21 protein-coding genes and 1 pseudogene are annotated in these 19,132 nt (G+C 59.6%); 8 read left to right on the top strand and 14 right to left on the bottom strand.

The window, feature by feature from the left end; genetic code table 11:
* Positions 1–88: 88 nt before the first annotated feature.
* The 6 genes and pseudogenes from HBO23_RS28965 to HBO23_RS28945 all read right to left on the bottom strand — a co-directional run bounded on the left by HBO23_RS28965 (position 89) and on the right by HBO23_RS28945 (position 5,800).
* Positions 89–469, bottom strand: coding sequence for a Rap1a/Tai family immunity protein (locus HBO23_RS28965; protein ID WP_170040622.1), 381 nt, complete (start codon positions 467–469; stop codon positions 89–91).
* A gap of 314 nt (positions 470–783) precedes the next feature.
* The gene (locus HBO23_RS33990) at positions 784–915 is read right to left on the bottom strand and encodes a hypothetical protein (RefSeq protein WP_262378249.1); all 132 of its coding nucleotides are present in this window, start codon (positions 913–915) and stop codon (positions 784–786) included.
* 725 nt (positions 916–1,640) lie between these two features.
* A pseudogene (locus HBO23_RS28960) lies at positions 1,641–1,868 on the bottom strand (radical SAM protein); the annotation flags it as partial.
* Between the two features lie 81 nt (positions 1,869–1,949).
* Positions 1,950–3,248: a cytochrome c gene (locus HBO23_RS28955; protein ID WP_138450610.1), complete on the bottom strand. Its 1,299-nt coding sequence runs from the start codon at positions 3,246–3,248 to the stop codon at positions 1,950–1,952.
* 12 nt (positions 3,249–3,260) lie between these two features.
* Entirely contained in the window at positions 3,261–5,045 is a 1,785-nt protein-coding gene (locus HBO23_RS28950) for a GMC family oxidoreductase (protein WP_170040620.1), read from the bottom strand.
* A 2-nt stretch (positions 5,046–5,047) separates the two neighbouring features.
* Positions 5,048–5,800, bottom strand: coding sequence for a gluconate 2-dehydrogenase subunit 3 family protein (locus HBO23_RS28945; protein ID WP_170040619.1), 753 nt, complete (start codon positions 5,798–5,800; stop codon positions 5,048–5,050).
* Between the two features lie 274 nt (positions 5,801–6,074).
* Here HBO23_RS28945 and HBO23_RS28940 point away from each other — a divergent pair, with 274 nt between their 5' ends.
* Positions 6,075–6,731 carry a dual specificity protein phosphatase family protein gene (locus tag HBO23_RS28940; protein ID WP_170040618.1) on the top strand — a complete coding sequence of 219 codons (657 nt, stop codon included), beginning with the start codon at positions 6,075–6,077 and terminating at the stop codon, positions 6,729–6,731.
* 146 nt (positions 6,732–6,877) lie between these two features.
* On the opposite strand, the gene HBO23_RS28935 is transcribed toward HBO23_RS28940, so the two are convergent.
* Together HBO23_RS28935 and prlC are read right to left on the bottom strand one after the other, a co-directional pair.
* Entirely contained in the window at positions 6,878–7,153 is a 276-nt protein-coding gene (locus HBO23_RS28935; RefSeq protein ID WP_170040617.1) for a YheV family putative zinc ribbon protein, read from the bottom strand.
* Positions 7,150–9,201: an oligopeptidase A gene (gene prlC, locus HBO23_RS28930; RefSeq protein ID WP_017137913.1), complete on the bottom strand. Its 2,052-nt coding sequence runs from the start codon at positions 9,199–9,201 to the stop codon at positions 7,150–7,152. Before prlC ends, HBO23_RS28935 begins: the two co-directional genes overlap by 4 nt.
* Positions 9,202–9,302: 101 nt before the next feature.
* Here prlC and HBO23_RS28925 point away from each other — a divergent pair, with 101 nt between their 5' ends.
* Together HBO23_RS28925 and HBO23_RS28920 are read left to right on the top strand one after the other, a co-directional pair.
* Positions 9,303–9,845 (top strand): gamma carbonic anhydrase family protein, encoded by a 543-nt coding sequence (locus HBO23_RS28925; protein WP_056860985.1) that lies wholly within the window; start codon positions 9,303–9,305, stop codon positions 9,843–9,845.
* The gene (locus tag HBO23_RS28920; RefSeq protein ID WP_170040616.1) at positions 9,842–10,501 is read left to right on the top strand and encodes an HAD family hydrolase; all 660 of its coding nucleotides are present in this window, start codon (positions 9,842–9,844) and stop codon (positions 10,499–10,501) included. The genes HBO23_RS28925 and HBO23_RS28920 overlap by 4 nt, the downstream gene beginning before the upstream one ends.
* Before the next feature lie 319 nt (positions 10,502–10,820).
* Here the strand turns inward: HBO23_RS28920 and HBO23_RS28915 are convergent, their stop codons facing one another.
* Entirely contained in the window at positions 10,821–11,864 is a 1,044-nt protein-coding gene (locus HBO23_RS28915) for an aminopeptidase (RefSeq protein ID WP_138450621.1), read from the bottom strand.
* 143 nt (positions 11,865–12,007) lie between these two features.
* Between HBO23_RS28915 and HBO23_RS28910 the strand changes: the two genes are divergently transcribed.
* Positions 12,008–12,430, top strand: coding sequence for a hypothetical protein (locus HBO23_RS28910; RefSeq protein WP_170040615.1), 423 nt, complete (start codon positions 12,008–12,010; stop codon positions 12,428–12,430).
* Here the strand turns inward: HBO23_RS28910 and HBO23_RS28905 are convergent, their stop codons facing one another.
* The gene (locus HBO23_RS28905) at positions 12,431–12,670 is read right to left on the bottom strand and encodes a DUF1161 domain-containing protein (protein WP_017137918.1); all 240 of its coding nucleotides are present in this window, start codon (positions 12,668–12,670) and stop codon (positions 12,431–12,433) included.
* 526 nt (positions 12,671–13,196) lie between these two features.
* The gene (locus HBO23_RS28900) at positions 13,197–13,625 is read right to left on the bottom strand and encodes an OsmC family protein (RefSeq protein WP_017137919.1); all 429 of its coding nucleotides are present in this window, start codon (positions 13,623–13,625) and stop codon (positions 13,197–13,199) included.
* Between the two features lie 216 nt (positions 13,626–13,841).
* Between HBO23_RS28900 and HBO23_RS28895 the strand changes: the two genes are divergently transcribed.
* On the top strand, positions 13,842–14,843 hold the full coding sequence (locus HBO23_RS28895; RefSeq protein WP_017137920.1) for an LLM class flavin-dependent oxidoreductase: 1,002 nt from the start codon (positions 13,842–13,844) through the stop codon (positions 14,841–14,843).
* 149 nt (positions 14,844–14,992) lie between these two features.
* On the opposite strand, the gene HBO23_RS28890 is transcribed toward HBO23_RS28895, so the two are convergent.
* Positions 14,993–15,217 carry a DUF1161 domain-containing protein gene (locus HBO23_RS28890; protein ID WP_017137921.1) on the bottom strand — a complete coding sequence of 75 codons (225 nt, stop codon included), beginning with the start codon at positions 15,215–15,217 and terminating at the stop codon, positions 14,993–14,995.
* A gap of 115 nt (positions 15,218–15,332) precedes the next feature.
* Positions 15,333–15,548, bottom strand: coding sequence for a dodecin (locus HBO23_RS28885; RefSeq protein ID WP_016969657.1), 216 nt, complete (start codon positions 15,546–15,548; stop codon positions 15,333–15,335).
* Positions 15,549–15,703: 155 nt separating this feature from the next.
* Between HBO23_RS28885 and HBO23_RS28880 the strand changes: the two genes are divergently transcribed.
* A complete protein-coding gene (locus HBO23_RS28880) occupies positions 15,704–16,030 on the top strand; it encodes a DUF883 family protein (RefSeq protein WP_003187304.1) in 327 nt (108 codons plus the stop codon).
* Here HBO23_RS28880 and HBO23_RS28875 read toward each other — a convergent pair.
* Positions 16,027–16,923, bottom strand: a complete 897-nt coding sequence (locus HBO23_RS28875; RefSeq protein WP_170040614.1) for a LysR family transcriptional regulator — start codon at positions 16,921–16,923, stop codon at positions 16,027–16,029. The genes HBO23_RS28880 and HBO23_RS28875 overlap by 4 nt on opposite strands.
* Before the next feature lie 109 nt (positions 16,924–17,032).
* Here HBO23_RS28875 and trpB point away from each other — a divergent pair, with 109 nt between their 5' ends.
* Entirely contained in the window at positions 17,033–18,274 is a 1,242-nt protein-coding gene (trpB, locus tag HBO23_RS28870) for a tryptophan synthase subunit beta (RefSeq protein WP_170040613.1), read from the top strand.
* Positions 18,274–19,083, top strand: coding sequence for a tryptophan synthase subunit alpha (gene trpA, locus HBO23_RS28865; protein ID WP_017137924.1), 810 nt, complete (start codon positions 18,274–18,276; stop codon positions 19,081–19,083). Before trpB ends, trpA begins: the two co-directional genes overlap by 1 nt.
* Positions 19,084–19,132: the final 49 nt, after the last annotated feature.

The following is a 19,132-nucleotide window of genomic DNA, read 5'->3' as shown; positions in this document are numbered from 1 at the left end:
CGTGACCACCTGTTTCGGAACAGGCGGAGAATCGGTCACGTTGCTACCGAAATGAGCGGTCACGCGTTAGCGAAATGAGCGGTCACGATCAACCGAAACGGCCGGTCACGGTGTTCCGAAATCCGCAAAGAGCAAATACCACGAGACTGCTGCCATCTTGGTGGAGCTTCGAGGGGTTTTCTTTCAGATACTTCACGGTAATGCGGGCGGCCTGCTCATTGGTCATCCCCTTAGGGGCACAAACCTGCTTTTCAGGCTTAAGGATTGGGTTTATCACAACCATCATTTCCCCTACCGTTTGCAATACACCAAAGCAGTAGCCAGATGAGAACTCGTCGTCCATTACTCGAGTGTCACTGAACCTGACAGCGCCCTGGCAAGCCTTTAGGAGGCCGTTTCCATCCATGGCCAATGCGTTACCGCTAACGGCGAAGATCAGTAGACCCGTGCCTATTGTCCAAGCTTTCATCGCCAATCCTTTCCATGATTAAGGCAATACTACCGACTAGACCGGCACTCTACCTTAGACATAGTTCATATAAGCAATGGATAACGTGAAATCTATAGAGGGGCGTACGTCGACTACTCAAACCCAATCGATAGGTTTTAACTATCATTATTGCTGGAGCGATAGGCAAAAAGACGATGGCGGGGATGTACTTGGGGAGGCGCCAGGATAAACCGGAAGGTCGAAGGCGTTTCGAGTTGCGAAGTGTTCGATGGTAGAGGAACTACCGTAGGAAGCCACCAAATCAGCAAGAGCTTGGTGGCGACTTTCACGTCTTAACGCGGTGGGCTACGACGGTGGTGGCAGACATCCTCCCATTCACCGAAGCGGAACCGACGATATTGACGAACCGGCACCGTTTTGGCGCCGATAGTGGTGTTGCGGGTGAATCCAATCGACATGTCCATTTGGGCAGTCTCCAGCAGGGTTTAAGTTAATCGCACCTGTCTGGAGACGACCACCGATCAATCACCGATTGACGCAATTGCATCAATTGGCTTTTAATGGCGTCCTTCTTTCGACAGTGCTGAAACGCATTAGCCGAAGGGTACGAGTAGTCGCGTCATGTTTTAGCGGACCTGAACGCGACTGCTCGTAGACATCTTCTGCTTAGACCCCATTAATTTGGGGTTTTTGCGTTTGTGTGGCCACTATATAGTCATCTACCTGCCTCTGCAAGCCCCCAGGGGCCTCTCTACGCCACTTTATTCTCTCCGCCATCAAACACGATGCCTAATAACGCATTTGCGCTTCCTGAGGGCCTCAGGAGGGCCTAATAAGGGCCTGTGCTGCCACCTTTCAGCCACCATTAATCCGTGCGTCATGGGGGTCATCTACAGAAACTTTCGGCACTTTCTCAATGGCGAACACTACATGTAGGGGGTGTCGGAGAGGCGGGGTACAAGATAATGCGTTTTTGGGGGCTTATCAACGCACTACCTGTGGATAACGTTGTGGGTAAAATGTGTATGAAACGCGGTATATCCGTGTAGGCCGCACTGCTGCTGGATTGCACCGTTTGTCACAGAATATTCCAAGGGCGAAACGCCTCAACACGCGATAGCTCAACTCTCTTCTATATATGCCGCGAAATAGCTCTGCATTCATATGTACCAATCACACACTACAGTCAGCCATGCTCGCAACCGCGATAGGGGTTGATGGAGCGGTCGAACGGCAAATCCGGCGAGTTGTTGCGGGTGATGATGCTCTTGGCCGTTTCGATACGCACTTCGGTGCCCTGGGTCGGTGGCACTTCCTGGAACCAGCCGTCGTCTTCGGCCACGCTGACGGTCGGCGCAAAGCGGTTGTGCAGGTTAGTGGCCGTGCCCCGGCCACGGGGCGGCAGCGCAGTAGTCATGAAAACGCCTCGATACTGTTTTTATATACAGTATCGAGGCGCGAGGTTTCTGACCAGTGCCGTTTGGCGGCCAGGGCAAGATCAGTGCTTTTGCGTTACCTGCCCCAAATCGTCACCCGATGTGGTGCGCATATCGCTCTTGCGCAGGTCTGCCACGTCACTGGCTTTGACTGGCGCGCCTTTATTGCCCCAGCTGCCACGGACGAAACTGACCACATCCGCGACTTCCTGGTCCGACAGGCGCCACGCGAACGCCGGCATGGTGAAAGTCGACGGCGCCGTGTGGGTGGCTGGCAAGGTGCCGCCGTTCAACACGATGTTGATCAACGAGGTGGCGTCCGCCGTCTGCAACACCGGGTTACCCGCCAGCGCCGGGAACACCCGCGTGTAACCATGGCCGTCGGTACGGTGGCACGCCGCGCAGTTGTCGATATACACCGACGCGCCCGGCTTGCTGTCGTCACCTTTCCACAGCGCCTCGGCCACCTGCTTGTCGTACTGATGCGGCTGGTCCTTCGGGTCCACCGCCGGCAGGCTCTTGAGGTATCGCGCAATCGCGGTGAGGTCGTCCTGGGACATGTACTGCATGCTGTGCACCACCACATCACTCATGCCGCCGAACACTGCGCTGCGGTCACTGCGGCCAGTCTTGAGGAATTGCACCAGTTGCTCCTCGCTCCAACTGCCAAGGCCGTCCTTGTGGTCGCCGCGCAGGCTTTTCGCGATCCAGCCTTCCAGCGGCGCACTGCCAGACAGGAACGCGTTGCCGTCAGTCGCGCTGAGGGCTTTTTCCTGCATGGTCAGGGCACGCGGTGTATGGCAGGCGCCGCAGTGGCCGAGGCCTTCAACCAGATAGGCACCGCGAGCGACCACCGGGTCGGTGGCGGCTTGCGCCTGATGCGCCTCGACCGCCGGCGCGAACATCCAGCGCCACGCCGCCAACGGCCAACGCATGCTCAAGGGCCAGGGAATATCGCTGTCCTTGTTCTCCTGGGCGACGGGCTCCACGCCCTTCATGAAATACGCATACAACGCCTGCATGTCACTGTCGCTGACACGCGCGTAGGACGGATACGGCATCGCCGGGTAAAGCGTACTACCGTTCTTGGCGACGCCATGGCGCACGGCCTTGTCGAAGTCTTCGAAGCTGTAGTCGCCCAAGCCGGTTTTGTCCGGGGTGATGTTGGTGGAATAGATCACGCCGATCGGGGTTTCCATCGGCAGCCCACCGGCGAAGGGTTTGCCACCCTTGGCGGTGTGGCAGGCCACGCAGTCACCGGCACGGGCAAGGTATTCGCCCTGCTTGATCAAATCGGTTTCGGCAGCGCTCACCGAGCAACTGCTGAACAGGGCAAAACTGGCGATAACAAGTGCTTTCATGGTCATCGCTCCTTATGCCTGAACCAGTGGGCCGGGGTTTTTCAGGTACTGCTCGCGGATCGCCCGCGCCGACCAATAGGCCAGCGCTGCCACCAGGCCGGTCGGGTTGTAGCCCAGGCCTTGTGGGAAAGCCGATGCGCCCGGAACAAACACGTTGTGTACATCCCAGCTTTGCAGGTAACGGTTCAACGCACTGGTTTTCGGGTCGGTGCCCATGATCGCGCCGCCATTGAGGTGGGTGGTCTGGTAGGACGCGGTGTTGAATTGCTCACCGACTTTTTTGCCCAGCACAGCAATGGCCTTGGGGTTCATCGCCGCGGCGACCTTGCCCATTTTCTCCATCATGAAGCGGTTCATCTTGATGTCGTTTTCCTGCCAGTCGAACGTCATCCGCAGCAGCGGCAGGCCGTAGCAGTCGCGGTAAACCGGGTCCAGATCCAGGTAGTTGCTCCGGTAGGATTGATGCGCACCATGGGAGTCCATCGACACTTGGTGGGTGTAGTAGTCGGCGGTGGCACGCTTCCAGGCGCTGCCCCACGCCGGCGTGCCCGGCGGGTTGGACGTACCGGCAATCGGCCGGCTGCCAGCCTGGTTGACCCACATCGGCGAGCCGCCCACAAAGCCGTGCGGGCCGTGGTCGAAGTTGTCCGCGTTGAAGTCATCGATGGCCACGCCATTGCCGCCCGCACCGATGAAGTTGTTGGTGTGGGTGTCCTTGTCGAAGAAGGCCTTGATGGTGCCCATGTTCTGGTAGGCAAAGTTGCGGCCCACCACGCCCTCATTGGTAATCGGGTCGTAGGGTTTGCCGATGCCCGAGAGCAACATGAGGCGCACGTTGTTGAACTGGAAGGAGGCGATGATCACCAGGTCCGCCGGCTGCTCACACTCGCGGCCCTGGGCGTCGATATAGGTCACGCCGGTGGCCTTGCTCTTGGTGCTGTCGAGGTTGACCTTGAGCACATGGGAATTGGCCCGCAGCTCAAAGTTCGGCACCTGACGCAGCGCCGGCAGGATGTTCACGTTCGGCGAGGCTTTGGAATACATGTAGCACACGTAGCCACTGCAGAAACCGCAGAAGTTGCACGGCCCCATCTGCGCGCCGTAGGGGTTGGTGTACGGCCCCGACGTATTGGCCGATGGCAGGTTGTAGGGTTTGTAGCCGACGTCGGTAGCCGCTTTCTGAAACAACTGCGCAGACACGGTGTTTTTCTGCGATTCCAGCGGGAACGGGTTGGAGCGATCCGGCGCATACGGGTTGCCGCCACGGCCTTCACCCACCAACTGGCCTTTTACGGTCCAGGCTTGGCCGGAGGTGCCGAAGACTTTTTCGGCGTAGTCGAAAAACGGCTCCAGCTCTTCATAGCTCACGCCGAAGTCCTGGATGGTCATGTCCTTGGGGATGAAGTTCTTGCCGTAGCGCTCTTCATAGTGGCTGCGCATGCGCAACTCGATAGGGTCGACGCGAAAATGCACGCCCGACCAGTGCAGGCCCGCACCACCCACGCCATTGCCCGGCAAGAACGCACCCAACTGACGGTTGGGCAGGGCAACATCATTCACGCTATGGCGAATGGTCACCGTCTCCTTGGAGATGTCCTGAAAGAGTTTTTTACGCACGCTGTAGGTCAGTTCGTCGATGACCTGGGGATAGTTGCCGTCCGGGTAGGTGTCCTGCATCGGGCCGCGCTCCAGCGCTACCACGTTGAGGCCAGCTTCCGTCAGTTCCTTGGCCATGATCGCGCCGGTCCAGCCGAAACCCACGATCACCGCGTCCACTTTCTTCATGATGGTCGCCACGTTTATGCCCTCTCGCCGCGAATGGAAACAGCCGGGAAGGGGTATTGCTCGTTGCGTTCAACCCAGTCCATGAAATCGGCGCGGGCGCCGGGGAAGCCGATCATGGTCCAGCCGACCATGCCTTTGTTGCCACCGTGGATCGGGTCGCAGAAGAAGCCTTCCTTGGTGTTTTGCAGCAACAGGTTGAAAAACATCTTGGCCGGTACGGCCTCGAAATGGGCAGTCATCTCGCTGCCACCGGCCTCCATGCGTCGCAGCATGTCATCCTGGGTAGCGCTGTCTTGCGCAGCAAAAGCTTTACCATTGAACGCCTTCGACCACGCATCCGTGGCGGCAATGCCCAGGCGATAGATGTCTTTGGGCACCAGTTTGCTCTGCCAGCCCATCTCTGGCGCCGCATCGGCGTTGAACGGACCTTGCATGAACCACAACGCGCCAGCGGCATACGGCGTGTTCATCTGGCGGTCGATGTATTCCGGCGCGCCGGCTTCCAGGGCGCCTGGGCCTTGGGCATCCGCTGGGATCAGGCGGGCGACGGCGGCGTTGATAAACGCCCACTCTTCAGCCGAGAAGTAGCTTGGCTCGTAGGCTTTGTCGCTGACGGGCGTTTTGGCGGGAGCGGCCTGCACCGGCTCCGGTGTGGCCATCAACATCGAGCCGCCAAGGCCAGTGCTGGCAACCGTGACCACCGGGATCAAGGTCAAGGATTTGCGTAAAAAGTCACGCCGCGGGTTGTCCTGATCTTGATCAGACATAGGTGCACCTCATCATGTGGTCACGGGTTTATCCGCCGCTTCTGGGAGCAGCGTGATGGTTTGCCAGGGCATTGGATCCAAAGGGATATCACACACTGGCAATCAATAGTTACAAATGATAGCAGCCTAAGCATTAAGAGAAATCGATTCAGCGCGAAAAACAGCGGATCAGATGGGCGGATTCACGATTCTTTGACGGCCACCTCACACGGCATTGACCCCTCGCAGGCGAATATTTAGCCCATCAGCCCTATCCCATTCGGTCTCAATGCGCATGTTCACGATTCGATCACTGCCCGCCTTTGGCCTGGCGTTCATGGCACTGTTCACCACACTGCAGGCCCAGGCCGACGAGGCTACGTCTATCCGCTCGCCTGAGTGGGCACAGCCGGTGGGCGACCAATTCAACCTGCACCAGATGACGCCCACGCTGTATCGCAGTGCATTGCCGGACAGCACTGCGCTGCCGGTGCTGCAAAATCTGAAGATCGGCACGGTGATCAACTTCCTGCCGGAATCTGATGCGCCCTGGCTGAAGACGTCTGATATCAAACAGGTGCAGCTGACCTATCGCACCAACCATGTCGACGATGCCGACGTGCTGGCGGCACTCCGGGCCATTCAAGAAGCCGAAACCCATGGCTCGGTGCTGATGCACTGCAAGCACGGCTCCGATCGCACTGGCCTGATGGCGGCGATGTATCGGGTGGTGATTCAGGGTTGGAGCAAAGAGGATGCGCTGAACGAGATGACGCTGGGCGGCTTTGGTTCAAGTAACGGCTTTAAAGACGGCGTTCGCTACATGATGAAGGCAGATATCGACAAGTTGCGTACAGCATTGGCCAATGGCGACTGCAGCACCAGTGCCTTTGCACTGTGCTCGGTAAAAAGCTGGATCACCACGACAGACAAGGCCGAAGGGCAACTGTAGCGCGCCTTTCTGTGGGAGCTGGCTGTGGGAGCTGGCTTGCCTGCGATAGCTTCAACGCGGTGTGAATGACACACCACGGTGCCTGCATCGCGGGCAAGCCCGACTCCCACAAAAAGCCCGCCCCAAGCAGAAGCAGGCGTCGGGGATCAGTCCTTTTTCAGCTTGGGATTAGGGAAAAACTGCACCGCCTGCACCTTCGGGTCCGCAGGCGCCTTCAACGCCGACGTATTGACCCGCGTGCCCAATTCCTTGGGCACCGAATTGCCTTGTTCATTCAACGTGTCCGAATAGCCGCAGGCCACACATTCGCGGTGCGGCACATCGTCTTCGTTCCACATTTTCAACTTGTCCAACTCTTCGCACGCCGGGCAAACCGCCCCGGCGATAAATTGCTTTTTGGTCACCACAGGCCCATCACTCATGCTGCTGCGTCCTCACTCAGGCCGCTGTGGCGCAAGAGTGCGTCAATCGACGGTGCACGTCCGCGGAAGTCGACGAACAGCACCATCGGCGCCTGGGAGCCACCGCGCGCCAGGATCGCTTCACGGAATGCCCGGCCGGTTTCGGCATTGAGCACGCCGTCTTCTTCAAACTTGGAGAAGGCGTCGGCAGACAGCACTTCGGCCCACTTGTAGCTGTAGTAACCCGCGGCATAACCGCCAGCGAAGATGTGCGCAAAGCTGTTGGGGAAGCGATTGTAGGCTGGTGGACGCATCACCGAGACCTCATCGCGCACGCCTTCAAGCACCTGAGCCACCGTGCGGCCATCGCCGTGGGTGGCGTGCAGTTCGAAGTCGAACAACGAGAATTCCAACTGGCGCACCATCATCAGGCCAGACTGGAAGTTCTTCGCCGCGAGCATTTTTTCCAGCAGGTCCTGAGGCAGCGGCTCGCCGCTTTCGTAGTGGCCGGAGATCAGTGCCAGGCCCTCCGGCTCCCAGCACCAGTTCTCCATGAACTGGCTCGGCAGCTCCACCGCATCCCAGGCCACGCCGTTGATGCCGGACACGCCCGCGTGTTCAACGCGGGTCAGCAGGTGGTGCAGGCCGTGGCCGAATTCGTGGAACAGCGTAGTCACTTCATCGTGGGTCAGCAGGGCAGGCTTGCCGCTGTCGGCCGGGGTGAAGTTGCACACCAGGTTCGCCACCGGGCTTTGCAGCACACCGTCGACAGTACGGCGGCGATCGCGCGCACCGTCCATCCACGCACCGCCACGCTTGTTGGCGCGGGCGTACAGGTCGAAGAAGAAGCGGCCGACGTGCTGGCCGTTTTCCTTGATTTCAAACAGGCGAACATCCGGGTGCCAGGTGTCGAAGCCTTTTTGCTCGGCGATCTCGATGCCGTACAGGCGCTGCACGATGGCGAACAGGCCGCTCAGCACTTTGTCGATCGGGAAGTAGGCGCGCAGGGCTTCCTGGGACACGCTGTAACGCTGCTCACGGAGTTTTTCGCCGTAGAAACCGCTGTCCCAGCTTTGCAGGTCGGCGCAACCTTGTTCGGCGGCGTACGCCTTGAGCTGTTGCAGGTCCTGCGCGGCAAAGGGTTTGCTGCGCTTGGCCAAGTCGCGCAGGAAGCTCAGCACCTGGTCGCTGGACTCGGCCATTTTGGTCGCCAGGCTCAGCTCGGAGAACGACGCGTAGCCCAACAGTTTGGCCAGTTCCTGACGCAGGTCGAGGATCTGCTCCATCACCGGGCCATTATCGTTCTTACCGGCATTCGGGCCTTGGTCTGACGCACGGGTGCAGTAGGCCGCATAGACTTCTTCACGCAGGGCGCGGTCCTGGGCGTAGGTCATTACCGCGTAGTAGCTTGGGAATTCGAGGGTGATCAGCCAGCCATCGAGGCCTTTAGCCTGGGCGGCGGCGGCCATTTGCGCCTTGGCCGAGTCGGTCAGGCCGGCGAGGGTGGCTTCGTCGGTGACGTGCTTGGTCCACGCCTGGGTGGCGTCCAGCAATTGGTTGGAGAACTTGCTGCCCAGCTCAGACAGTTTGCTCTGCACTTCGGCGTAGCGTTTTTGCTGCTCAGGCGGCAAATCGATACCCGACAGGCGGAAGTCGCGCAGTGAATGTTCCAGAATGGTTTTTTGCGCCACATCGAAACCGGCGGCTTCCGGGCTGTTGGCCAGGGCTTCGAAGGCCTGGAACAGTTCGCGGTTCTGGCCCATCTCGGTGGAATAGGCGCTCAATGCCGGCAGGCAAGCCTCGTAGGCTTCGCGCAATTCAGCGCTGTTGCACACGGCGTTGAGGTGGCTGACCGGGCTCCAGGCGGCGCCCAGGCGGTCATTCAGTTCGTCCATGGCCAGTACCAGACCGGCCCACGTAGGGTTTTTGCCCTGGCTTTGCAGGATGCCTTCGATGGCAACGCGGTTGTCGGCGAGGATCTGTTCAATGGCCGGCTGCACGTGCTCGGCACGGATCGCCGAGAACGGCGGCAGGTCGTAGGACTGCAAAAGTGGGTTGTTCGCGCTCACGGTGGGTACCTTGGCTGAAGAAACTGATAAGACAAAGATGGGGCCATCTTAATTACAATCAACACCCACCGCAGCTATCAACCTATAAGAGAGAGGCTATCGTGACCCTTCGCACCTATCAGAACCACACGCCAACCCTGGGCGCCGGGGCTTTTGTCGATATTTCGGCGGTGGTGATCGGCGATGTCGAAATCGGCACCGACAGCTCGGTTTGGCCGCTGACCGTGATTCGCGGCGACATGCACCGCATCCGCATCGGTGCGCGCACCAGCGTGCAGGACGGCTGTGTACTGCACATCACCCACGCCGGGCCGTTCAACCCGGACGGCTTCCCGCTGCTGATCGGCGATGACGTGACCATCGCCCACAAAGTCATGCTGCACGGCTGCACGGTCGGCAATCGCATCCTGATCGGCATGGGCAGCATCGTGATGGACGGCGCGGTGGTGGAAGACGATGTGATCATCGGCGCCGGCAGCCTGGTGCCGCCCGGCAAGAAACTTGAGAGTGGTTTTTTGTACGTGGGCAGCCCGGTTAAACAGATCCGCCCACTGACTGACAAAGAACGGGCCTTCTTCACCTACAGCGCCGCGAACTACGTGAAGCTCAAAGACCTGCACCTGGCGGAAGGATTCGACCGATGACCCTGAACTACTCCACCGTGCTGTTCGACCTGGACGGCACCCTGACCGACCCGCGTGAGGGCATCACCCGCTCGATCCAGTACGCCCTCGGCAAACTCGGCATCGATGAACCGGACCTGACCAAGCTGGAACACTTTATCGGCCCGCCCTTGCTGCAAGCCTTTATGCAGTTCTATGACTTCGATGAGGCCAAAGCCTGGGAAGCGGTGAATTTTTATCGCGAACGCTTCAAGGTCACCGGCCTGTATGAAAACCGCGTATTCGATGGCGTGATGCCGTTGCTTGAGGAGCTGAACGGCCAGGGCCGCCAGCTGTATGTCGCCACATCCAAGCCGTGGGTGTTTGCCCGTGAGATTGCCCGGCATTTTGATTTTGCCAAGCACTTCAAAGTGATCTACGGCAGCGAACTGGATGGCACGCGCACCAACAAGGTTGAGCTGATTGCGCACCTGATGAACGAAGAGGGTTTGGACCCGGCGACTACCCTGATGATTGGTGATCGCAAGCACGACTTGATCGGGGCGCGCAGCAATGGGTTGGATTCGGCGGCGGTGGGTTATGGGTTTGGTAGTTTTGAAGAACTGAATGCTGAGGCGCCGACCTTGCATTTTGAGACGCTGGAGCAGATGCATCAGGCGTTTTTGCAGCGCGGCTGAGACCGCTATCGCAGGCAAGCCAGCTCCCACATTTGACCGTGTTCACAATTCAAACTGTGGGAGCTGGCTTGCCTGCGATGGGCATGGGTATCTACAACTTTTGAAGGCAGCCAATTTCTCCTGTGGCGAGCAGGCTTGTCCTGCGTTGGGCTGCGAAGCAGCGCCAAACCCAGACGCTGAGTTCTTTCAGGAAAATTGCAGTGCCTTTACTGGGGCCGCTTCGCAGCCCAACGCAGGACAAGCCTGCTCGCCACAACAGCCCACCTGCCACAGACTTTGTGTTAACAGGTAGGGTAGATAGTTATGCTGCGATAAGGCCCTAACGGCCACCACCTTCCAACTGCCGCAACGCCGCCTTACGCTGCTCCACCGGCAACCCACCCAGCTTCTCCACCGCCGCAAAGAACTTCACCCAATCCCCGCCTTGCTGCGCAAACAACGCCGCAAACGCCGGCACCCACTGGTCATACAGCCCGAACGGCAATAACCGCGCATTGTTCATCGGCTGGTTGATCCACGCGTCATAACGCTTGTCACCGCCCCATTGGCTGTCGCGCATGTGCCGGTACTCACTGCGCAGGCGCTCGAACTCTGCCGCTTTGGCCTGGCGCATCACATCCGCCGCCAAGGGCTGTGCGTACAACGCCTCCAGGCGTTTGCGGGTATCGAGCACCAGCCGGATAAATTGGTCGCGCTGCTGCAACGCCGCATTGCTCAGCGGCGCCAAGCCCCGCGCCGCACGCCATTGACGGGTGCCTTCCTGCTCGACGAAGTTGGCATAGGACTCGTTGAACTCGGTGTCGTCCTTCACATAAAAGCGTTGGTGCGCCAGCTCGTGGAAGATCAGCGTGGCCAGGCGCTCATCCCCCCAATGCATCATCGAACTCATGATCGGGTCGTTGAACCAGCCCAGGGTGGAATAGGCTTCGACGCCGCCCATCGACACATCCATGCCTTGTTGCTGCAATAGCGCCGCTTCGCCGCGTGCTGCGCCCTGGCTGTAATAGCCGCGATAGGCCACACACCCAGCGATAGGGAAGCAGTGGGTTTGGGGCGAGAGAGAAAATTCCTGCGTAGCGAACACATTCCAGACCACGTAAGGCCGGCCAATGTCGGCGTACAGGCGGTAACTCTGGTTGTCAGGCAGGTGCAGGTGCTCACTGGCAAAGGTGCGGGCCTGCTGCGATTGCATCAGGTGGGCGCGCAACGCCTGTGGGCGAGCAGGGTCGGCGATGACCTCGGCAACCGGCTCCCGAGCCCGCAGCAACTGCCATTGGCCGCTGGCCAACTGGCTGTAATAACTCACGCTGGAACAGCCGCTGAGCAGCAGCACCATCAACCCTGGAAGAAAACGCCTGACCATGCACCGACCGCTCCTGGGTTATTGGCCCGCCAGACTATCCTGCCTGCACGGAATTTTTCCATGCCGTGGCGTGTTTATACTGATACAGCGTCTGTTGCCACAGGCTGCCAGGTTGAATTCTTACCCACCGTTGAGTGCCCGCCATGCGCCAGCTCTTGCTTCCCGTCACCGCCTTGTTTCTCGGCGCCTGTGCTTCGACCCCAATCCCGCCGGTGGACCCGCACCAGGCCTGGATCGATTTCGCCACGCCGACACCCGGCGCCAAACTGGTGATGGCCCAGCGCCTGGACGGCAAGAACCTCAACGACGGGCGTTTCTTCCAGGTGCCACCCGGCAGCCATGAGCTGATGGTGCGCTTTGATTTCGAAGTGAACACCGGGGCGGGCTTTGGCGGCCTGGACCAGACCCATGACCGAACCTGCTTCATGACCCTGCAATACGACAACTTCCAGGCAGGCCAACGCTATGTGCTGGAGGGGCGCTCGCTGGCTTTTACGCCCAATATCCGGCTGTACAACGCGGCGCGTCAGCTGTTGGCGGAGGAGCGCAGCGTTAATTGCATCTGATCAGTCGCTATTCTTCTGATAGATGATGCGCTTGGTGCCGTTTTCGCAGGAGCCGACGATCATGGCGCTGTCATGATTCTTGGCTTCTTCGGCGGTGATGATTTCCAGGGTGTAAGACGGAATCGCCTTGGCCTGGATCTTTACCTCGATCTCTTGCTTGAGCTCTTCACAATCTTTTGGCGCGGCCACGGCCGAAGTGGCCAATACACCGCAAATGATCGCCAAGGCAAAACGTTTCATGTGTGAAGCTCCCTGAATGCACTGCGCACGGGTGTGCGCCTAGGCTATTCGACCACATTTTGGAAACGCGAGTTCTGATTTAACGCACAACAAACTGTGGGAGCGCGCTGGTGTGGGAGCTGGCTTGCCTGTGATGGTAACGCCTCGATACAACTGGATAACCGAGGTGAACCTATCGCGGGCAAGCCCGGCTCCCACACAAGCCCGCTCCCACAGGGAATCAGATCGTTCCCACGCTCTGCGTGGGAATGCCGCCTGGGACGCTCCGCGTCCCGCCCACAGCATTCAAGTTCTGTGCAGGTGTGACGCAGAGCGTCACGGGCTGCATTCCCACGCGGGAGCGTGGGAACGATCTAAACGCGAGTTCTGATTTAACGCACAACAAACTATGGGAACGGGCCTTTGTGGGAGCTGGCTTGCCTGCGATGGCAACGCCTCGATACAACTGGATAACCGAGGTGAACCTATCGCGGGCAAGCCCGGCTCCCACACAAGCCCGCTCCCACAGGGGATCTTGCTGTGTCAGTTAGACCAGCGTGGCATCCAGGCTGATTTTTGCGTTCAGCACTTTCGACACTGGGCAGCCTTCCTTCGCCTTTTTGCTCAGTTCCTCGAACTGCGCCTGGCTTGCGCCGGGGATCTTGGCTTTCAAGACCAAATGCACGGCGGTAATCGCAAAACCGCCATCCACCTGGTCCAGGGTCACTTCAGCCTGAGTGTCGATGCTGTCAGCCTTAAGGCCGGCATCGCCCAGAATCATGGAAAATGCCATGGAGAAACAGCCAGCGTGGGCCGCGCCGATCAACTCTTCAGGGTTGGTGCCCTTGCCGCCTTCGAAACGGGCCTTGAAGCCATAGGGTGCTTCGCGCAGCACGCCGGTTTCCGTGGAGATGGAACCCAGGCCCGTCTTCAGATCACCTTCCCAATGCGCGGATGCTTTTTTAACAATACTCATAGCTCTCTCCTCGAACGGTGGTTTTGCGTCAGTAAGGGTTCTGAGGATAGTCGGCCCGGCAAAGTTCATCTTGTCGGAGAAACCTAGCGATTTAGTAGGAAATTTCGCAGTTGCTATTGAATCTCGGGTATATGCCCTCATTGCATAGAGCATGCACATGAAGCGGCAGGTTTTGGTTCGTCTATAAGCCTGCGCACCTAATGGAGAAGCAGGCTTATGAAATCGCTGTCCGACGTGAAGTTCTCGACCCTCGACCTCGTGCCCGTGCGCGCCAACGGCAGCATCGCGCAGTCATTGCGCAACTCGCTGGACCTGGCCCAGCACGTGGAAAAGTTCGGCTACAACCGTTTCTGGGTAGCTGAACACCATAATATGGACGGCATCGCCAGCTCGGCCACTTCGGTGCTGCTGGGTTATTTGGCCGGTGGCACCTCAACGATTCGCGTCGGCTCCGGCGGTGTGATGCTGCCCAACCACGCGCCGTTGGTGATTGCCGAGCAGTTCGGCACCCTGGAAAGCCTGTACCCCGGCCGTATCGACCTGGGCCTGGGCCGCGCCCCCGGTTCCGACCAGATGACCGCCCGCGCCCTGCGCCGTGAACGCTCCGGCAGCGCTGACGAGTTTCCGGAAGATGTGGCCGAACTGATGGCCTACCTGGGGCCACGCACGCCCGACCAACGGATCATCGCCGTACCCGGTACCGGCACCAACGTGCCGGTGTGGCTGCTCGGTTCCAGCCTGTTCAGCGCACAACTGGCCGGTGAGCGTGGTTTGCCCTACGCCTTCGCCTCCCATTTCGCACCCCGCTTGATGCACGAGGCGATTCGCGTGTACCGCAATCACTTCAAGCCTTCAGCCGTGCTGGACAAGCCCTACGTGATGCTTGGCATTCCCTTGGTGGCCGCCGATACCGACGAGCAGGCCGACTACCTGGCCACTTCCGTGTACCAACGCATCCTGGCGCTGATGCGCGGGCAAAGCCTGGTGCAACGCCCGCCGGTGAAAACCATGGACGGCCTGTGGCTGCCCCATGAAAAAGACGCGGTGGGCAGCTTCCTTGGCCTGGCCATGGTCGGTAGCCCAGCGAAGATCCGTGCGAAGTTGGAAGTGTTGATCGAGCAAACCGGCGCCGATGAGCTGATCTTTACCAGCGACCTGTATGAGCATGCCGACCGGATTCATTCCTACGAGCTGCTGGCGCAGGTGATGAAGGGCTGATTACCCGCAGGCGAAAAAAACGACGCACCTGTGGCTAGGGAGCTTGCTCCCGCTGGGCTGCGTAGCGGCCCCAAAAGAAAGGGAGCGCTGCGCACTCAGCGGGAGCAAGCTCCCTCGCCACAAGTGCGTCGTTTCATGTCTGCACGGGATTAACCGCGCTTGTAGACGATTTCCTTGGTGCCGCCTTCGCAGCTGCCAATCACTTTGCCATCGGCCGCCGCGCCTTTGTCGACAACATCCAGCGAATAATGCTGAACACCTTTAGCGTCGAGCTTCGCCGCGAGTTCACCTTTCAGCTCTTCACAAGGCTTGCCCGCCGCCAGGGCAGTGCCCGCAATGCTCAACAAACCTACCGCTAACAGGAACTTCTTCATCCGTTACTTTCCTTGCGCTGATCGAAAAGTGCGTGCCGACGCTTATGGCGTCGGCACCCAATGGTTGTAGCGCAGGTTATGGCAATCGGCCAGTCAGCAAGTTCAACTCACGGGATCAACTACTGGCAATTCGGAATCCCACCTTGAGCGTGACCTGGAAGTGCGCGGCCTTGCCGTCCTTGATATGGCCGCGTGTTTCGGTCACTTCGAACCACTCCAGGTGCTTGATGCTCTTGTGCGCTTCAGCGATGGCGTTGTTGATGGCATCTTCGATGCTGGTGGTCGAGGAGCCGACCAGTTCGACTTTCTTGTAGGTGTGATGATCAGACATAACGTTTCTCCTGAGGTCTCTAGTGAGCGTAGCAGTGAATCTTCGTACTGCTTCTGGCGACCAATCCCACTCGAAAGTTCAGATTTACTGCACTTTCTGAAAACCGTGGAGTCGGTATCTACACATGCCACTCAATCACTTCAGGAGAGTTCCACATGGCCAACACTTCTTTACGCAAAGCGTCGCTGGAAAGCATGGAAGCCGAGATTTCGAGCCTGCTCAAGTCCCTTGAGAGCCTCAAGGACGATGCGTCCGATGAGTCGCGCAAAACGCTGAAGGCCCTGAAAAGCAATGCCGAGAATGCCCTCAAGCATTCCCGCCACCTGATCAGCGATGCCTATGAAGAAAGCAAAGTCAAAATCCGCGAAACCAGCGCGGCAACCCGTGACTACGCACAAGAGCACCCATGGACTACCGCCGGCGTTGCCGTTGGCGCGCTGGGCCTGTTGGCGGCTTACCTGCTGTGCAAACGCGGTGACTAAACTGGCTGGCGCAACAGCTCAGCCTTGAGCCACTGCGCCAACTGACCCGGGCGCCCGTCTGCGGCGCGCTTGGGTAGCCACAACGCCAGGTGCGCCGGGGTTTCACTGAAACCCCACGGCGCCACCAGGCGACCCGCTCGCAGGTCCTCTGCCACCAGCGGTTCGGGCGCAATTGCCACACCCAAACCCGCCACCGCCGCCTCCAGCAAATAATACAAATGCTCAAAACCCTGGCCGTGCTTCAACGCGCCGGGCTCGATGTCATGTTGCTGCGCCCAGATGGGCCAGGCCTGCGGGCGCGAGGTGGTGTGTAACAAGGCTTCACCGCACAGGGCGTGGGGCGGCGCCTGGCGCAGGCGTTCGTAACCGGCGAAGCGCGGGCTCATTACCGGGCCAATGCGCTCGCTGGCCAACTCATACACCTGCATGTCCGCTGGCCATGGCGGCTCAGCAAAAACCAGCAGGGCATCCAGGCCGGGGCGCCGTGGGTCGAGGTCGCCGTCACCCGCCGACAGGTGCAGACGCAAGTCGGGCAAGTCTGCGTTCAAGCGGCCAAGGCGCGGAATCAGCCAGCGCGCCAGCAAGCTGCCCGAGCAGCCGAGCACAAAAGGCGCATCAGCGCTGGCCTGGGTCAGTTCGGCGCAAACATCCCTTAAACGCTCGAACGCTTCGGCACTGGCATCCCTGAGCCGAACGCCTGCATCTGTGAGTTTAAGGCCGCGCCCGTCTTTGGCGAACAGGCTGACACCCAAGTGCTCTTCCAGCACCTTCAACTGGCGACTGACCGCGCCATGGGTCACATGCAGTTGCTCGGCTGCCTGACTGACGCTGTTCAAGCGGGCGGTGGCCTCAAACGCACGCAGGGCATTGAGGGGCGGTAGGTCTCGGCTCATCTGTGAGTTTTCCTGACAGGTTGTGGCGATCTTATCGGTTTTCAGCCTGGCGCGTCAGGGGTAGAGTGGCCGTCATTGCCTCTCCTCACCTTCTTTCCTGGAGCGCCCCATGACTCAGTCCCAGACCGACCTTCGCAACGGCCCCGACGCCAACGGCCTGTTTGGCACGTTCGGCGGCCGCTACGTCGCTGAAACCCTGATGCCATTGATCCTCGACCTGGCCCGCGAATACGAAGCGGCCAAGATCGATCCGGCCTTTAACGAAGAATTGGCCTACTTCCAACGCGACTACGTCGGGCGCCCAAGCCCGCTGTACTTCGCCGAGCGCCTGACCGAGTTCTGTGGCGGCGCCAAGATCTACCTCAAGCGCGAAGAGCTCAACCACACCGGCGCGCACAAGATCAACAACTGCATCGGCCAGATCCTGCTGGCGCGGCGCATGGGCAAAAAACGCATCATCGCCGAGACCGGCGCGGGCATGCACGGCGTGGCCACCGCCACCGTGGCGGCGCGCTTTGGCCTCGATTGCGTGATCTATATGGGCACCACCGACATCGAGCGCCAGCAGGCCAACGTGTTCCGTATGAAGCTGCTGGGCGCAGAAGTGATCCCGGTGGTCGCCGGCACCGGCACCCTTAAAGACGCGATGAACGAAGCCCTGCGTGACTGGGTCACCAACGTCGACAGCACTTTCTACCTGATCGGCACCGTGGCCGGCCCCCACCCGTACCCGGCGATGGTGCGCGATTTCCAGGCCGTGATCGGCAAGGAAACCCGCGACCAGCTGCAAGCCCAGGAAGGCCGCCTGCCGGACAGCCTGGTGGCATGCATCGGCGGTGGTTCCAACGCCATGGGCCTGTTCCACCCGTTCCTGGATGACACCAGCGTCGAAATCATCGGCGTTGAAGCCGCCGGCCACGGCATCGAAACCGGCAAGCACGCCGCCAGCCTCAACGGTGGTGTACCGGGCGTGCTGCACGGCAACCGCACCTTCCTGTTGCAGGACGACGACGGCCAGATCATCGACGCCCACTCGATTTCCGCCGGCCTCGACTACCCAGGTATCGGCCCTGAACACGCCTGGTTGCATGATATCGGCCGTGTTCAGTACACCTCGGTGACCGACGACGAAGCCCTCGAAGCCTTCCACAAATGCTGCCGCCTGGAAGGGATTATTCCTGCACTGGAAAGCGCCCATGCCCTGGCTGAAGTGTTCAAGCGCGCACCGACCTTGCCGAAAGATCACCTGATGGTGGTCAACCTGTCCGGCCGTGGCGACAAAGACATGCAGACCGTGATGCACCATATGGAACACTCTCAACAAGAGCAGTCAAAGCAGGAGAAACACTGATGAGCCGCCTGCAAACCCGTTTTGCGCAACTGAAAGAACAAAACCGCGCCGCCCTGGTGACTTTCGTCACCGCCGGCGACCCGGGTTATGACACCTCGCTGGCGATCCTCAAGGGCTTGCCCGCCGCCGGTGCCGACGTGATCGAGCTGGGCATGCCCTTCACCGACCCGATGGCCGACGGCCCGGCGATTCAACTGGCCAACATCCGTGCGTTGGAAGCCAAACAGAACCTGCTGAAAACCCTGCAGATGGTTCGCGAGTTCCGCAAAGACAACCAGGACACGCCACTGGTGCTGATGGGTTACTTCAACCCGATCCACAAATACGGCGTGCCCACGTTTATCGCTGACGCCAAAGAAGCCGGTGTCGACGGCCTGATCGTGGTCGACATGCCGCCCGAGCATAACGGCGAGCTGTGCGACCCGGCCCAGGCGGCAGGCATCGACTTTATCCGCCTGACCACGCCGACCACTGATGACGTGCGCCTGCCGACCGTGCTTAACGGCAGCTCCGGTTTTGTGTATTACGTGTCGGTGGCCGGTGTGACCGGTGCCGGTGCCGCCACCCTGGAACACGTCGAGGAAGCGGTAACGCGCCTGCGTCGGCATACCGACCTGCCGATCAGCATCGGCTTTGGTATTCGCACACCGGAACAAGCCGCCGCTATCGCCCGTCTGGCAGACGGTGTGGTGGTCGGTTCGGCGCTGATCGATCACATCGCCAATGCGAAAAATGATCAGCAAGCAATTGATGGCGTATTGAGCCTCTGCGCGGCGCTGTCGGAAGGTGTCCGTAACGCCCGTACGTAAGCGGCGTGTAGCAATGGGTAAAGTTCCTGATACAGAGGAATCATCCGGG

It is taken from the genome of Pseudomonas sp. WS 5532, assembly GCF_012985445.1.
Classification (GTDB): domain Bacteria; phylum Pseudomonadota; class Gammaproteobacteria; order Pseudomonadales; family Pseudomonadaceae; genus Aquipseudomonas; species Aquipseudomonas edaphica.
The sequence above is the reverse complement of the archived record's forward strand: the minus strand, read 5'-3'. Positions and strand labels throughout refer to the sequence as shown.

What these genes read in the sequence shown, in the direction of transcription:
- HBO23_RS28935 (WP_170040617.1), bottom strand. Translation starts at nt 7,153, where the DNA reads ATGAGTGATGGGCCTGTGGTGACCAAAAAGCAATTTATCGCCGGGGCG.
- HBO23_RS33990 (WP_262378249.1), bottom strand. Translation starts at nt 915, where the DNA reads ATGGACATGTCGATTGGATTCACCCGCAACACCACTATCGGCGCCAAA.
- trpA (WP_017137924.1), top strand. Translation starts at nt 18,274, where the DNA reads ATGAGCCGCCTGCAAACCCGTTTTGCGCAACTGAAAGAACAAAACCGC.
- HBO23_RS28945 (WP_170040619.1), bottom strand. Translation starts at nt 5,800, where the DNA reads ATGTCTGATCAAGATCAGGACAACCCGCGGCGTGACTTTTTACGCAAA.
- HBO23_RS28910 (WP_170040615.1), top strand. Translation starts at nt 12,008, where the DNA reads ATGCGCCAGCTCTTGCTTCCCGTCACCGCCTTGTTTCTCGGCGCCTGT.
- HBO23_RS28915 (WP_138450621.1), bottom strand. Translation starts at nt 11,864, where the DNA reads ATGGTCAGGCGTTTTCTTCCAGGGTTGATGGTGCTGCTGCTCAGCGGC.
- HBO23_RS28955 (WP_138450610.1), bottom strand. Translation starts at nt 3,248, where the DNA reads ATGAAAGCACTTGTTATCGCCAGTTTTGCCCTGTTCAGCAGTTGCTCG.
- HBO23_RS28965 (WP_170040622.1), bottom strand. Translation starts at nt 469, where the DNA reads ATGAAAGCTTGGACAATAGGCACGGGTCTACTGATCTTCGCCGTTAGC.
- HBO23_RS28880 (WP_003187304.1), top strand. Translation starts at nt 15,704, where the DNA reads ATGGCCAACACTTCTTTACGCAAAGCGTCGCTGGAAAGCATGGAAGCC.
- HBO23_RS28885 (WP_016969657.1), bottom strand. Translation starts at nt 15,548, where the DNA reads ATGTCTGATCATCACACCTACAAGAAAGTCGAACTGGTCGGCTCCTCG.
- HBO23_RS28890 (WP_017137921.1), bottom strand. Translation starts at nt 15,217, where the DNA reads ATGAAGAAGTTCCTGTTAGCGGTAGGTTTGTTGAGCATTGCGGGCACT.
- HBO23_RS28900 (WP_017137919.1), bottom strand. Translation starts at nt 13,625, where the DNA reads ATGAGTATTGTTAAAAAAGCATCCGCGCATTGGGAAGGTGATCTGAAG.
- trpB (WP_170040613.1), top strand. Translation starts at nt 17,033, where the DNA reads ATGACTCAGTCCCAGACCGACCTTCGCAACGGCCCCGACGCCAACGGC.
- HBO23_RS28895 (WP_017137920.1), top strand. Translation starts at nt 13,842, where the DNA reads ATGAAATCGCTGTCCGACGTGAAGTTCTCGACCCTCGACCTCGTGCCC.
- HBO23_RS28905 (WP_017137918.1), bottom strand. Translation starts at nt 12,670, where the DNA reads ATGAAACGTTTTGCCTTGGCGATCATTTGCGGTGTATTGGCCACTTCG.
- HBO23_RS28920 (WP_170040616.1), top strand. Translation starts at nt 9,842, where the DNA reads ATGACCCTGAACTACTCCACCGTGCTGTTCGACCTGGACGGCACCCTG.
- HBO23_RS28875 (WP_170040614.1), bottom strand. Translation starts at nt 16,923, where the DNA reads ATGAGCCGAGACCTACCGCCCCTCAATGCCCTGCGTGCGTTTGAGGCC.
- HBO23_RS28940 (WP_170040618.1), top strand. Translation starts at nt 6,075, where the DNA reads ATGTTCACGATTCGATCACTGCCCGCCTTTGGCCTGGCGTTCATGGCA.